At 33.6% G+C, this 16,008-nt stretch carries 11 protein-coding genes; 2 read left to right on the top strand and 9 right to left on the bottom strand.

Annotated features, from left to right (window positions below):
* Window positions 1-18: 18 nt before the first annotated feature.
* The 7 genes from CLV90_RS09900 to CLV90_RS09870 all read right to left on the bottom strand — a co-directional run bounded on the left by CLV90_RS09900 (window position 19) and on the right by CLV90_RS09870 (window position 11,288).
* Complete coding sequence (locus CLV90_RS09900; RefSeq protein WP_133687327.1) at window positions 19-1,230, bottom strand: DUF4249 domain-containing protein; 1,212 nt, start codon at window positions 1,228-1,230, stop codon at window positions 19-21.
* 18 nt (window positions 1,231-1,248) lie between these two features.
* A complete protein-coding gene (locus tag CLV90_RS09895) occupies window positions 1,249-4,017 on the bottom strand; it encodes a TonB-dependent receptor (protein ID WP_133687326.1) in 2,769 nt (922 codons plus the stop codon).
* A gap of 4 nt (window positions 4,018-4,021) precedes the next feature.
* Complete coding sequence (locus tag CLV90_RS09890) at window positions 4,022-4,753, bottom strand: hypothetical protein (protein WP_133687325.1); 732 nt, start codon at window positions 4,751-4,753, stop codon at window positions 4,022-4,024.
* A gap of 152 nt (window positions 4,754-4,905) precedes the next feature.
* Window positions 4,906-7,296, bottom strand: a complete 2,391-nt coding sequence (locus CLV90_RS09885) for a penicillin acylase family protein (protein WP_133687324.1) — start codon at window positions 7,294-7,296, stop codon at window positions 4,906-4,908.
* Window positions 7,297-7,404: 108 nt separating this feature from the next.
* Entirely contained in the window at window positions 7,405-9,369 is a 1,965-nt protein-coding gene (locus CLV90_RS09880; protein WP_133687323.1) for a protein-disulfide reductase DsbD family protein, read from the bottom strand.
* Window positions 9,362-10,675, bottom strand: coding sequence for a tRNA lysidine(34) synthetase TilS (gene tilS, locus CLV90_RS09875; protein ID WP_133687322.1), 1,314 nt, complete (start codon window positions 10,673-10,675; stop codon window positions 9,362-9,364). Before tilS ends, CLV90_RS09880 begins: the two co-directional genes overlap by 8 nt.
* 76 nt (window positions 10,676-10,751) lie before the next feature.
* Entirely contained in the window at window positions 10,752-11,288 is a 537-nt protein-coding gene (locus tag CLV90_RS09870) for an NADPH-dependent FMN reductase (protein ID WP_133687321.1), read from the bottom strand.
* 128 nt (window positions 11,289-11,416) lie between these two features.
* Between CLV90_RS09870 and CLV90_RS09865 the strand changes: the two genes are divergently transcribed.
* Window positions 11,417-12,601 (top strand): heparan-alpha-glucosaminide N-acetyltransferase domain-containing protein, encoded by a 1,185-nt coding sequence (locus tag CLV90_RS09865; RefSeq protein WP_133687320.1) that lies wholly within the window; start codon window positions 11,417-11,419, stop codon window positions 12,599-12,601.
* A 72-nt stretch (window positions 12,602-12,673) separates the two neighbouring features.
* Here the strand turns inward: CLV90_RS09865 and lpdA are convergent, their stop codons facing one another.
* Complete coding sequence (gene lpdA, locus CLV90_RS09860; RefSeq protein ID WP_133687319.1) at window positions 12,674-14,080, bottom strand: dihydrolipoyl dehydrogenase; 1,407 nt, start codon at window positions 14,078-14,080, stop codon at window positions 12,674-12,676.
* 48 nt (window positions 14,081-14,128) lie between these two features.
* Window positions 14,129-14,587 carry an Lrp/AsnC family transcriptional regulator gene (locus tag CLV90_RS09855; protein ID WP_133687318.1) on the bottom strand — a complete coding sequence of 153 codons (459 nt, stop codon included), beginning with the start codon at window positions 14,585-14,587 and terminating at the stop codon, window positions 14,129-14,131.
* A gap of 150 nt (window positions 14,588-14,737) precedes the next feature.
* Between CLV90_RS09855 and CLV90_RS09850 the strand changes: the two genes are divergently transcribed.
* A complete protein-coding gene (locus CLV90_RS09850; protein WP_133687317.1) occupies window positions 14,738-15,958 on the top strand; it encodes an aminotransferase class I/II-fold pyridoxal phosphate-dependent enzyme in 1,221 nt (406 codons plus the stop codon).
* The last annotated feature ends 50 nt before the right edge of the window (window positions 15,959-16,008 follow it).

The following is a 16,008-nucleotide window of genomic DNA, read 5'->3' as shown; positions in this document are numbered from 1 at the left end:
ACTAAATAAAACACTTACTTATTCTACCCAAAAATCAGGTACTTGAATACTTCCATAGAACGTTGCATCGCCACACGGCGTAGCGACCATTAAGAAAGGGCCGTATTCACTAAAATTTAATGGATTAGTGACTTGATCATAATCTTCAATATAGCTTAGAAGCCCTAATTCTATGGACACCAATAAAGGTGACTGTCCACCTTCTGTAATTATAGGAGGAGAAACTAAAAAACAATCTACTGGATAATCTGGTAAATTCTCCCCTGGAAAGAAATCGACATAATCAAAAAACAACCTCTTTTCTGCTACAGAACTTACTTGAAAAAAACCAACTACATCTTCATTTGTATTTGAATCAGACTTTATATTTCCTTCTAAAAATCCAGATTGCCTTTGTGAAAATAAACTTTCGGTGCCTGAAAGCAACTCAAGTGTTTCATAATAAGAAAATGCAGCTCTACTTTGCACAAATTGCTTAACTAGAATACTGTACCGATGAGACAAAATAAAATTTTCTTTATCAATAAAACGTACCGGAAATTTACTCACCCTATCTTCTCCTAACTCAGTAGTGTTCTCTTGAATAATTGTATTTGAAGTCACAGTATTATAGGCTACTCTATCGTCTATATCTTTTGTTCTTGAGTCTACCTCTGGGTTTGGTAATGGTGATACTATATATGCTTCAGAAGCACTCCAATTTGGAGCGATTATTTTATAGGTTTCTTCATATTCATATCGATAATATTTAGACTGACCAGTTGGGTCATAACTATCAACATTTATAAACATACCCTCTTTTTCGCCATCATTTAAAAAATTTCTTTCTGCATATAAATTATCAATATTAGTTTTAGCAGGCGCCACAGCTTCCTCAGAGGTAAAACTTTTTCCATCTGAAGTTTCTACTTTTAAAGTGTAAGAAAGACCCGAAACTGCCGCAAAAGATGTATTAGACTGATATACACCAGCTGAAACCTCATCAAAATTAAAAACCTCTCCATTACTACTAGTTACCGATACTTTTGCAGAACCTATACCAGTCATTAACACTGTATCAAGAGCAAATGTTTGAGATACTAAAATTTGTTGTATTTTATCTTCATCTGTAATAGTACCTTCAATAACCATTGCGCTTTTAAATTCTGTTTCTTCTATTTCAAAAGGATCAATACAGTTTACAATAGTTAAAACACTAATTAATAAAAGAATATATTTTAAAATTTTCATCAATTTTGAATTTTAATTCTAGAATTTAAAATTATAAGTAATTGTAGGTACAGGAATTGAAAATATAGAACTTTGATATGCGTTTAATTCGCCATTCTCTGTTACAAAAAATACCGAATATGGGTTGTTTCTACCAAGCACATTATACACCGAAATATTCCAAAAACTATGTGCTAATTTGTTTTTCTTGTGGTTGCCTTCTATATTCACGCCAAGGTCTAATCTGTAATAATCTGGTATTCTAAACTCATTACGGTTACTATACACTACATACTCTGAGTTATTAAAATTATAGCGTGCTACTGGGTATGTAACAGGTCTACCGGTTTGGTAAGAAAGATTTGCAGAAAAACTATATCTCTTTGTTAGTTTATAGTTCATTACTGCGCTAAAGTCATGAGGCTTATCATAGTTGGTTGGAAAGTACTCGCCGTTGTTTACACGCTCTTCAGCAAAATCACTATCTAATTTTAAGAAAGATCGCGAGTAGGTATACCCCAACCATCCATTAAGTTTACCTGAATTTTTTCGAATTAGAAATTCTAAACCATATGCTTGACCATCGCCTTGTAGCGTTTCTGTTTCTATAGTTTCATTCAATAGCAGTTCAGAACCAACTTTAAAGTCTAAAAAATTATCTGACTCTTTATAATACCCCTCTAAACTTATCTCGTATTGATTACCTTCTAGATTCTTATAAAACCCAAGACCTAATTGTCTTCCTTTTTGTGGCTTTAAATTATTATCAGATAACTTCCATGTATCTATAGGGCTAATTGTTGTAGTATTCGATAACCTATGTATATATTGGTATGTAGTATTATAGCTAGCTTTTACAGATAAATCTTGTCCTAAAAAATACCGTGCAGACAATCTAACTTCTGGTCCACCGTAGGTGTCAACAATTTCATTATTTTTATAAGAAACTGTTTCTATTAAAGTTTCCTCGTTTTTAGGCATGTTTTCTTCATAAACACGTACATCTGCAACACCTAAAGTAGCAAAGATCGAATAACGTAGACCTATGTCAATAAGTAGCTTATCATTAATTTCCCAATTATCTGATAGATAAAATGCAGTCTCAATTGCTTTTTCAGTTGGTATTATTTTAGCGTTTACAATTGAGTTACTTCCGTTAGGTTCTAAATTACCAGGTTGTACATTATATAATTTAGCAGAAAGACCATAATCAAACTTGTGTGCCTTACTATGTAGATATGTAAACTTAAATTTCGCCTCAGTTTCATCAACTACAAAACCCAAGTCAAAATTACTATCAGAATTGCCTTCGTAGCCAATATTAAATTTGTAGTTACTATTGGCAACAATTAAACTACCTGTATTCTTTTCATTAAATTGATGATCCCATTGAAAAGAAAGAAGTCTATTGTTATACCCATAAACAGAATCTGATGTTATACTAAAAGCATCATCACTATAATACCCCATGGCTTTTACGGTATTCTTATCATTTATTACATGCGTATATTTAGCAATAGCATCATAAAAAGAAGCTTGACTATTACTTAAAGATTCGTCTTTTAGTGATCTTAAAATCCAACCAGAATACGTTCCTCTACCACCGACCAATAAGCCAGATTTACCTTTTACTACAGGTATTTCTAAAGCTACATTAGATGTTACCGGCCCCACAGCTGCTTCACCTGCAAATTTCTCATTATTAGCATCTTTAGAAGTAATATCAAAAACAGAAGAAAGACGACCACCATATTGGGCAGGTATACCACCTTTTAACACTTTAAGATCTTTGGTAGTAAATGGGTTTAGTGCTTGAAAGATTCCAAAAAAGTGAGATGGGTTGTACATTACAGCATTATCTAACAAAATAAGGTTTTGATCTGTACTACCACCACGAACATTAAAACCTGCAGCTCCTTCACCTGCGGTTGAAATACCTGGCAAGGTTGTTGCTACCTTAAGAACATCTCTTTCTCCGAGCACCAAAGGAATATTTTTAGTTTCTTCAACATTCAGCTCTGTACTACCAGACAATGCTTCTTCAACATTTTTGGCTGCATTTGCTTCGACTACAACTTCATCTAAAAATTCAACACTTTCGTTTAAATTAAAATTTAAATCACCATCGTTAAATACAACTACTCGTGTTGTAGTAGGCTCAATACCTAGAGAACTTGTTTTAATAATATTTGTTCCTACAGGAACTTCTAACTCATAATAACCATTATCGTCAGTTACAGCTCCAGAATTTCTTCCATTTAATATAATTGATAAATTAGAAATTGGTTGACCTTGTTCTGCCGTTCTTGCATACCCTTTAATAAAATACGCACTTTTTGCATTTGTCAAATTTTCTTTACCAATACGAACAGTTCTAGTAATTGAATTTTTATTAGAAGCTTCGATATTCGAAAACACCGGATTACTTGTTATTCTAGTGTAGTTTTTAATCTCGTTTAATGTATCTAATTCTCTTCCAAAAAAACCTTCGGGTAACTCTTTATAAATGATATTATTTTGGGTTAGAATTATTTTAGTGTCACTCAGTTTAAAAAAATTTAAATTGGTTTCTTTAAAAATCGTATCTAAGATGTTTTCGATAGTTTCATTGGTGAAACTTCCAGAATAGTTTTTATTTTCTAACCACTTTTCATCAAAATAGAAGGTAACACCTGCTTTATTTTCAATTTCGTTAAGAACATTTAAAATATTCTTATTCTCTATTTGAAAACTATACTTTGTCTCATTTTCTTGTGCAAAAACCCCGACACTTAATAAAAGCATGAGTAATTTTATATACTTTCTCATATCTTTATTCTTTGTTTTGGGTATTAAATGTATCTGCTAATTTTTCAAAAAAACTAATCCAAAAATTATCTTCATTAGACTTTTTTAATGCCGAATTAAAATATTCATTTATATATTCTTTCTTTTCAGGCAACATTCTAATTACATCGTTTTTTGAGCCAATGGGATAAAATTTTTCGTGATACTCTACATAGTAGCTATTATCATAATCAAACTCATAATACACTGTGTTACCCTTTATTCGCTTAAAATTTTTCTTCTTGGTTTTTTTAAGCAGTTTTAATGGCAGTTTTTTTAATAAAACTTGGTAAAAACCATTCATTTCAACATTATCTCCAATTGTATTAATCTGGATAAAATTACTCTTATTGATCTGAAAGCTTTCAATTTTAGATTTATGAAGAATTAAGGTCGGGTAATCATAATTGTACCCTACATTAAAAAGTATGTCATCGGTATTTAAGTCATACTTTAAAGGAACTTGATTATAAAATTGATTATCATAAACAATTGATCCAGGTTGAAATTCACTACTTTCAAAAAACTTGTGTCTTTCGTTTATGGTTCTAAATAACTCTATATATTCGATTCCGTTGTAAAGAGAAGTATTATATCTATTAACATTATTATCGAACCAATTATAAAATTTCGGTTCTTTTTGCAAATCTTGACTAATCACATTAATTGATGTCATTAAAGCCAAAACCAGCAAAAATATTAGTTGGTTGGTTTTCATAGGTTTGGTTATTGTTTTAAAAATAACAATAAATTAGAAATACCTAAACCAAATCACGTTTTTAAAATTAAGAATTAAGAATATTATAGCGTTTAATGATTTTAATAAATTAAGTTTAGAAATTTAACATAAATGATACTGAATAAGTTATTTTATGGTCTAAAGACAAGAATTGATTTAGCAGTATCTTTAATCTCAACCTCATTCATCATCATTTTACGAAACTCCCCATTGATGTACATTTCTGCCTGATCTCTGTAGTGTTTACTAAACGGATTACCAGATTGCCCAGTAGGTAGAATACTGATACTATTTTCTACATCAGAAAAATCAATAAGTCTTCTAGTTGAAGGACCCGAGGTTGTTTTATAAAAACCAGTAGCATCATAAGAAAATCCTAGATTATTAATTACTTCTCTAGTACCATTCACCGGAAATGGACCTACATTAAAGAAAGAACGCAAGGCTGCTATTTGACCAATAGGATGTGGATGTTCAATACTATGAACTCTCTCCCATCGCCAATAATCCATATTATTGCCAAAGTCTTTTTCTAAAGACTTTACTGCTTCCATAAAAGAGCTATTTACGATATCTGCCATAGTTTCTTGAACATCGGCAGTATTTACATTATCTAACCAAACAGACTCCTCATCCTTAGACATTGGTGCTATTAATCTTTTTGAAAAATGAGTCTCTAATAGCTGATCAAAAAGCTCTTTTTCCAGTTCATCTTTAAAAGTATTCTCTAAAAAGTAATACACCCATCTGTTATAAATCGTAGCCTCTATAGATGATAGCTCATAATTACCTGTCCACATTTTTAAACTGTCTATAGCTTTTAATCCGTTTTCACTTAATAATGAAACATCTAGATATTTAGATAAATTGGTAACTATTTCTGGATCTACGGCTGAAATAACATCAGTAATCATTTCACTTGCAGCATCTAAATCCCAATCATTCTTAGGTTCTAACAACTGTACTATTCGTTTTCCTCTATTTTCAGGTAAATAGTAACCTGGGTACAACATACCTGCAATAGAATCTGGTTGATTGTTGGCTGAGTACACATAATTATTCGGAGGATTTATTGCCTGCGGATTCTCATTAAAATCAATAAATTCTTTTTCTACCGGAAGTCCCTCACCTACTTCAAATACCAACTTTGTATTTATTGAATCAGGAATTTTATAAAGCTGGGCAGTGGCAAACCATGCAACATTACCTTCATCATCACCGTACATAATATTTAAACCTGGCGCATGAATTTTTGGTAAAGCAGACTTAAACTCCGTAAGGTTATTAGAATGACTCAAACCAAATAAAGCATCTATAACTTTGTTATCCATTTGAGTATACAACCACGATATGGCAATTGGTCTTTCACCTTGCACCTGATCAGCAATTCCGTTTAAAATTGGTCCGTGGTTCGATTTTTTATACGAAAACTCAACTTCAGACGCATCTTTTACTTTGAAACTCTTTGTGATAATTTCATAATCTACATATCCATTTTCAGATAAATATTGATTCTCATTTTCAGGATTGTTTTGCTCATAATAGAAATCAACATCATCATTCTCGAACATCGTTATACCGTAGGCCACTTTTCTATTATGACCTAAAAGCGGAAATGGTATACCTGCAATATGATAGCCATATTTTGAATATGTCGGTGTTTCTATATGAGCTTCATACCAAACAGACGGCTGAGCAAAACCAATATGAGGGTCATTAGCTAAAATAACCTTGCCATTCTTTGTTTTTTCTGGTGCGATTACCCAACTATTACTGCCTTCGAATAAGGGAATATCTAAGGCACCCAATGCTTTATTGACAGCCGCAGTTAGGTTATTCTGAATAGTATCTGACTGCGACGGATTGTAATTCTTTATCCACTCCGTTTCTGTACTTGAGCCAACATGTAAATCGTTCAAATATTCAGTGCCTAGTTTGGTATTTATGGTCGTTAAAAGAGGATCTGTTTTGTGTGCCATTGCAAAACTAAAAGCCATATACCCAATAGTATTATAGACATCCTCTAAAACAAATTCTTTCTTTTCAATACCTGTCAGATAAAATTCAACAGGTGTTGGTCCTTCTTTTATAAATTGATTAATTCCGTCTAAATAAGCTTTGGCCAAAATTACACCTTCATCATTCTGATCGGCATTGGTGGCGGACACTTTAGATGCATCTGCAATACCAAGAGATAAAAAGAATTTATCTGTTCCAATTAAATCGGCACCAAAAACTTCAGATAAACCACCACTTGCAATTCTTCGCAATAGCTCCATTTGCCACAAACGATCTTGCGCATGCACATAGCCTAAAGTTCTAAAGGCGTCTTTTTCATTTTCACCGTAAATATGTGGAATACCGTATTCATCGTAATATACGGCAACCTCTTTTTTGAGGTCTACTAGTTCTTTATTACCAGAATAATCTGGTTTTAAAGTGTATACAAATACTCCGATAACAATAATCAGAAGGGTAACAATAACCAACAGGAACGCTCCTATTTTTTTTAATGCTTTCATAGTTCAGTTTGGGGGAATCGGTCCCAAGTTAAAACTATTTTTTACATTAAACACCTCGCAGCTCTGCTTTTTATTGACAAGTAGTCAACATCCTACAAAACCCACCCATCAATTATTATTTTTCAAACCGTCTAACAACCAGTTCTTATAGGTTGGTACATCTGAATTTTGAATAGATGTATTTAGTACTTTTAAATCAGGAGAAAGCAACACATAAAATGGCTGAGAGATAGAGCTAAAGTTTACATCTTGAAAGGTTCCCCATTTTTGGGCAATGTTGTTAATTTCTTTAACGCGACCGCTATCATACTGAAAATTAAATTGTTCAGCTTCGGGCAGTTCTTCTCTATCATCGGTATACAGTGAAATAAGCACGTAATTCTCCTTTATAATTGGGAATACCTCAGCATCGCTCCAAACATTCTCTTCCATCTTTCTACAGTTGACACAAGCCCAACCCGTAAAATCTAATAGAATAGGCTTGTTGACCTCTTTGGCATACGCAAGACCTTCATCAAAATCTTTAAAGCAATCAATACCTAAAGGACAATCGCTTTCTTGCTCAAAAATGCTATAAAACTCTGGTGGCTGAAAGCCGCTTAACAGTTTCAAATTTGTGATATTAGTCACTCCCAATATCATATATATTGTAAAGGCAGCGCTTATAAAGGCGGCTACTTTTCTACTAAGTGATAACTTTTTCACCGGACCATCATGTGGAAACTTATATAACCCGAACAAGTAAAATGTCATAGCTATTCCTAGAAGAATCCAAATTCCTAAGAATACTTCTCTTTTTAGAATACCCCAGTGACCCACTAAATCTGCGTTCGACAAGAATTTTAGCGCTAAACCTATTTCTAAGAAACCCAACACTACTTTAACAGTAGTCATCCATCCACCAGATTTAGGAAGTGAATTTAACCATGCTGGGAATAAAGCAAACAATGCAAAAGGTAGTGCCAATGCAACACCAAAACCTGTCATACCCGCTGTAAGATTCGTAGCAACTTCTCCCTCTGCCAAAGTAGTTCCTCCAAGTAATCCTCCTAAAATAGGACCTGTACATGAGAAAGATACAATAGCCAATGTAACGGCCATAAAAAAGATGCCTAACACACCACCAACCTTAGACGATGCATCATCCATTTTATTTGCCCATGAGCTTGGTAAGGTCAGTTCATAATATCCGAAAAACGAAAAAGCGAAGAATATGAATATCACGAAGAATAATAAATTCAACCATACATTTGTAGCGATGGAATTTAGAATTTGAGAATCTACAGAATCGAACAAATGAAACGGTAAGCTCAATAAAAAATAGATTAAAATAATAAAGAAGCCATAAAGCAATGCATTTACAACCCCTTTCGATTTATTCTGAGAATGTTTAGTGAAGAATGATACCGTTAACGGAATCATTGGAAACACACAGGGAGTCAATAACGCTATTAATCCTCCAAGAAAACCTAATCCGAAAATTACCCAAATATTAGTAGTCTCGGCAATATTATCTTGACCCTGAGTCAGCAGTTCTCTGTTCTTTAAATTTAATCGTAACTTTTGCCCTAGCGCTAGACTTCTATCATCAATAGTCGCTACAACTGCTTCAGCTGCAGAACCATCTAAGGTAAAGATGAACTTCTTATCCATAGGGATACAAACTTCTTCACATACTTGAAAAAACAAGTCAACATCAATTTGATTTATTGCAGGATCTACTAATTTAATACGCTGTGTAAAGGTTGCATCTTCTTTAAAATAAGTTTCTTCAACTTCAAAAATCTCACTATATTCTTTTATAGTCTCACTCTCTTCTGTACCATCAATAAGTTCGTATATAGTACCATTACCGTTATAGGTAAACTCGCTCGGTAAAGAACCGAATTCAGATGTAAATTGAGAATACATGTGCCAACCATCTAATATTTTGGCATGCATTACCAGCTCATATTCCGATTCAGATATTTTATTAACTTGTTGTTCCCATACTACGGGCTCATCTTCTGTTTGTGCAAAAACACCCAATGGTAACACAACAATAAAAAGTAGTAAAGCAAAAAATCTAATCATGTAATTCTATTTTTAAAATCTCTTGAGTAGTATCGTCAACTCTAAAACGATGGTCTGCACGCATACCAATAACCCAAACAATTTGCCCTTCTGAGCATAATAACCAAGTATCTTCTTTAGACAAAACATCAACTTTTTCGTCTTTAAAATACTTTGACAATTTCTTTTTCCGGTTTAAACCTATCGGATAAAAATAGTCGCCGGTTTTCCATTTTCTTACTGTCAGCGGATACTTTAATGCATTCTTTTGAACGAATATTACATTATCTGTATTTTCATAACGTTCGGCTACCACCGAAAATTTTAAATTTAACGGAAGATTCAAAGGTACTTCTTCTTCCGTAATCAGATACTCTTGAGCATCCAATTTACTTTCCTTGCTCGAAGTTAAAATCAATACATCTCGATTCTTAACCAAAACATGTGAACTTGAAGCCAATTGCTTACCAGAAAGTCCGTCTAGCAATACTTCAAGATTATCCATTTCTTTAAATCCGTAAGCACCAAACAATCCATGTAAATAAGTAGAAAGCGGATGTAATTCTTTCAATTTTGCGATTTCAATTTCAAACCTACCATCTTTATCAACAAAAAGTTTTTCTTTTAATTTCTTAAGGTAAGCTGAAGCAATAGTTTCGGTCTGCTGTAGATAGTCTAACGTATTTTTAAAGTTATCTGAAAAAGTAGGATGTAATTCATTCAATTTCGGAATAATCTCTAGTCGAATTTTATTACGTAAATATTTCGCATCGGCATTACTGGCATCTTCACGCCACTCCATTTTTTCAAGCTGTGCAAAAGATTCCAGTTCTTGCCTAGTAAAAGGCAACAAAGGTCTTCGAATATCATTTATTTTGGCAGGTATACCCGTTAGGCCATCAATACCAGTACCTCGAGATAAATTGATTATAAAAGTTTCTAGATTATCGTTTGCATGATGAGCAGTTAATAGATAAATACCCTTATTTTCTTTTAGTAATTGCTCGAACCAAGCATAACGAAGTTCACGTGCCGCCATTTGTACAGAAACTTTATGCTGATTTACATAGCCAAGCGTATCAAAATGAGTTATAAAAACCTCTTTCTCTATCTTTTTGGCATAATCACGTACAAAGGCTTCATCGCCATCACTTGCTTTACCCCGCAATCTAAAATTACAATGTGCTATAGAAAATTTAAAATTTGCTTGATGGCAAAGCTCCACAAGCACAGAACTATCTAGACCACCACTACATGCAATGATAAAGTGAGTATCTAACAATTCTGGAAAAGAATCTTCAATATGTTTTTTGAATGCTTTTAACACGCAATAAAGGTAAGAAAGTCCCCTAATTTAAAAGGGAAGCCTAAGATTTATTTAACTTGTAATTAGTTAAACCAGATTATGAAATAGCCTTTAAAAAAGAGGTTACCTTCGCCGCATGAATCTTAGCCAACTCATTGTTAATAATACCTTTTTCTTCGTCAAAATTTTCACCATATTTAGGCAAAGAGAAAGATTCTACGACCGTACCTTGAAATCTTGCAAGTAACTTTTCAGTTACTTCTAAGGCACCAATTGCGCCACGACCACCATTAGATGTAGCCATTAACAATATTTTCTTATCTGCAAGAAACTTAACGTCTAACCTAGACAACCAATCCATCGTGTTTTTAAAATATGCAGACGGATAACTGTTATGTTCATTTACTGAGATAATCAACCCTTGTGCATTAGTGATTTCATTCTTGAATTCTACCAAAGAATTAGAGAATCCGTTTTCATTTTCTGCGTCTTGACTATACATTGGAAACGGATATTTTGACATATCTCTCAACTTCACTTCTTGTCCTTTAATTAAACTAGCTGTAAACTTTACCAATTTATAATTAATGGATACTGAAGAATTACTACCTGCAAATGCTAAAATATAACTCATAGACCTATTTTAATGTGTAATTGCGAATTTAATTCAATTACGATGAACCTTAGAATATTTTATCTAATTTTACGCCTTTAAACATCCAAACATACTGTTTTATAAGTATATAGGATATAATTGTGATAATGAGCAACTCTAATTCAAGATTGTTTTTTTTAGACGCCATTAGGGCATGGGCTATTTTAATGATGCTACAAGGTCATTTCATTGATGGTTTGCTTGATAATGCTTTCAGAGACAACTCTAATATGGTGTTCAATATCTGGAAATATTTTAGAGGAATTACCGCTCCGGTATTCTTTACCGTATCAGGATTCATTTTCACATTCTTGTTAATTAGATCGAAGCAAACCGGTTGGGCAAACCCAAGAGTTAAAAAGGGAATTAAACGCGGGTTTGAGTTATTGGTCATCGCCTACCTATTAAGAATGAACCTTTTTGGCTTATTCAAAGGTGAAATTTATGATTCGTTCTACCTCGTAGATGTACTGCACTGTATTGGTCTTTCATTATTATTCATTATCGGATTTTACATTCTGACTTTTGCAAGGCAAAAATGGATTTTCCCTACAATACTCGTATCTACTACATTGTTGCTGTTCATTTTCGAACCTATCTATAAAGCTTCAAGTTTTGATTTTTTACCGCAAGTGTTCGCAAACTATTTAACAAAGGCAAATGGCTCAGTTTTTACCATTATACCATGGTTGGGCTACGCTACTATTGGTAGTTTTATGTCCGTTTTATTTTCAAAATATCAAGAAAGTAAAAACTTATACAATTTCATAGTACCGACGTACATTGCAACAGGATTGATTCTTATGTTTCTATCTTCAGATTTCTTCCTTTCGGTTTACGATGTTACGGGTATACAATTATTTAAGGCTATAAATGACAATAACTATCTGTTTATTCGTTTGGGTGATGTACTAATCGTTTTCTCCATATTCATTATTTTAAGAAAAGTTTTAATGAATGCAACATGGTTAAGAATAGGTCAAAGCACTTTATCTATCTATATAATTCATTTTATAATTTTATACGGCAGTTTTACCGGCATAGGTCTGTATCGTTTTTTTCATCATTCATTGAATCCGTATTTAGTTGTACCTGGCGCGATTCTATTTATGATAGCGAGCACCTATTTAGCTTTAAAATATGAAGACCATAAAGCGGGATTAAAAGCAAACATACGTGCAATTTTATCGTCTACAAGAATATACTTAGAGCAATTTGCAATTATCGCTTTTGAAGTTTTAAGAACGGTTACAGAGAAAGTATTACGTGTTTTAGGTTTAATTAAAAACTAGATTCACAAAGTAATAAAAAACAAAAAGGCAGCCAATTGGCTGCCTTTTTCTATATCAAAAATTCTATTCTATTTAAACATGTAAAGCACGATTATCTGTAGCCGCTAACGCCGCTTCTTTAACCGCTTCTGCATATGTTGGGTGAGCATGGCTCATTCTAGAAATATCTTCGGCAGACGCTCTAAACTCCATCGCAGTTACTGCTTCAGCAATTAAATCTGCACAACGTGCACCGATCATATGCACACCTAATACTTCATCGGTCTTTTTATCTGCAAGAATCTTTACAAACCCATCGATATCCATACTAGCTCTAGCACGACCTAAAGCACGCATCGGAAATTGACCTGCTTTATACTCCACTCCTGCTTCCTTCAGTTCTTCTTCTGTTTTACCAACAGCAGCAACCTCTGGCCATGTGTAAACTACACCAGGTATTAAGTTATAATCGATATGTGGTTTTTGACCCGCTAATATCTCAGCAACCAAAGTACCTTCTTCTTCAGCTTTGTGAGCTAACATAGCTCCTTTGATAACATCGCCAATAGCGTAAATGTTATCGGCACTTGTTTTCAAATGCTCGTCAACAATTACTTTACCCCTTTCGTCAAATTTTACACCTGCAGCATCAGCATTTAATCCGTCAGTATATGGTTTTCTACCCACGGCAACCAAACAATAATCACCTTCAAAAACTACTTCTTGACCTTTTTTATCATCAGCTTTAATAATTACCTGATCACCTTTTCTTTCAACCGACTTCACTTTGTGCGATAAGGCAAATTTTACTTTTTGCTTTTTCATCACCTTCGTCAGCTCTTTAGAAAGCGCAGCGTCCATACCAGGAATAATACGATCCATGTATTCAACTACAGTAACTTCTGCACCAAGTCTCTTATATACCTGACCTAATTCAAGACCAATTACACCACCACCAATAACGATCATGTGTTTTGGTATTTCTTTAAGCTTTAAAGCTTCTGTAGAAGTAATTACTCTTTCTTTATCTAATGTTATAAAAGGTAAAGTAGATGGCTTAGAACCTGTAGCGATAATGATATTTTTTGCTTCAATTTCTTCTGTCTTACCGTCGTTCTTTTTGATATTGATATGAGTAGCATCTTTAAAGCTACCAATACCTTCATAAACGGTAATTTTATTTTTATCCATCAAGAATTCAATTCCCTTGGTGGTTTGATCTACAACGCTTTGTTTGCGTGCAATCATTTTCTCTAAATTCACTTTAATCTCACCAGGAATTTCAATACCATGCTCTTCAAAATGCTTGGTAGCATCTTCATAATGATGAGAAGAATCTAACATCGCCTTAGAAGGAATACAACCAACATTTAAACACGTACCACCCAAAGTGGAATATTTTTCAATTATTGCGGTTTTCATACCTAGTTGTGCACAACGTATCGCTGCTACGTATCCTCCAGGTCCTGAGCCTATAATGGCTACATCATATTGATCCATAAAATATTTGTTTTCTAATGTCTTACAAAATTAATACTATTTTTAGTTTTAAAGGGGTATAGCCGTAGAATGCTTTACCTCTTTTATGGTAAAAGAGCTTTGGGTACTACCTATATGATTCATAGCCGTTAATTTATTGACCATAAAATTTCGATACGCCTCCATATCTTGAACGTGTATTTTTAAAAGGTAATCATAATCACCACTTAAATGATGACATTCTACCACCTCTTGTAAACGCATAACCTGAGCTTCAAATTGCGCAATATTGTCCTTCACATGCTGTACCAATTTAACATGGCAAAAAACCGTGAAGTTTCTATCAACTACTGCCTTATCTACCAAAGCCACATAACTTCTTATAGCCCCAATTCTTTCTAACCTTTTTATACGCTCGTAAATCGCGGTTGTTGAAAGTCCTAATTTCAAAGCATATTCTTTGGTGGTTTTTTTGCTATCTGCTTGCAAAAGTTCTAAAAGACTATTGTCGGTTTGATCTAGCTTCATAATGATTGTAATTCTTATTAATCCAACTAATTTAAGAAAATACAGATTAAAATTCTAAATAATTCTAAATATTAGTTTTAAAATCTAATAAAAAAAGTTCATCTTGACAAACTTACTACCAAACCCTATTTTTACTTAAAATAATATCTAATGAGCCAAAAGAACAGCAACGACTTACAAGATTTACAATATTTCGGAGAATATGGTGGAGTAAATCCTTCTATATCCGATTCATCTACTTATACCTTTATATCGGCAAAAACAATGTTTGATACTTTTGAAGGTAATACCGAAGGTTGTTATTTGTACAGCAGACACTCCTCCCCTTCAAATTTATATTTAGGCGAGGCATTAGCAGCATTAGAAGGTACTGAAAGTGCCAATGTAACTGCTAGTGGTATGGGTGCTATTACAGCTGTAATTTTACAATTATGTAATGCCGGTGATCATATTATTAGTAGTAGAACTATTTATGGAGGTACCTATGCCTTCATGAAAAACTTCTTAATCAAATTCGGAATTAAAACTACCTTTTTAGACATTACAGATCTTGATGCAGTAGCCTCAGCTATTACACCAAACACCAAAATGATCTATTGCGAAAGTGTTAGTAATCCGCTTTTAGAGGTTGCAGATATCTCTGCACTATCACGTATTGCAAAGAAGAATGAATTACCCTTGATCGTTGATAATACATTTTCTCCTTTAACTGTTTCACCTGCAAAACTAGGAGCAGATATCGTTATTCATAGTCTTACAAAATTCATTAATGGAACCAGCGACTGTGTTGCCGGTGTTGTTTGTGGTACTACAGAATTCTGTCTTAGCCTTAAAGATGTAAATAACGGAGCTGGTATGCTTTTAGGAAGCACGCTAGATAGCATGCGTGCAGCTTCAATTCTAAAAAACATGCGCACACTTCATATTCGTATGAAAAAACACAGTGAAAATGCGCAGTATTTAGCCGAGAATTTCGAGAAAGACGGATTAAGAGTTGTCTACCCAGGACTCCCTTCTCACCCAGGACATTTGATTATGGAAGATCAAATGAATCCTGAATACGGATATGGAGGATTGATTACTATGGATGTAGGTACTCTTGAAAATGCAAATGCTTTAATGGAATTAATGCAAGAAAGAAAATTAGGATATTTAGCAGTTAGCCTCGGATTTTACAAAACATTGTTCAGCGCACCCGGAAGCTCTACTTCATCAGAAATTCCGTTAGAGGAACAAGAGGAAATGGGACTTGGTAATGGATTAATTCGATTTTCAATTGGTTTGGATGATGACATTCAAAGAACCTATACGCTAATGAAAAAATGCCTTACAGACCTTAATATACTGGATGTCAAAAGCATAAACGTCTAAATTTTCAATAATAAAATGGGTTTGCACAACCGTTACAGAAATCGTAATAT

It is taken from the genome of Maribacter spongiicola (assembly GCF_004364165.1).
Lineage (GTDB): Bacteria > Bacteroidota > Bacteroidia > Flavobacteriales > Flavobacteriaceae > Maribacter > Maribacter spongiicola.
This window is presented reverse-complemented; position numbering and strand designations above follow the sequence as displayed.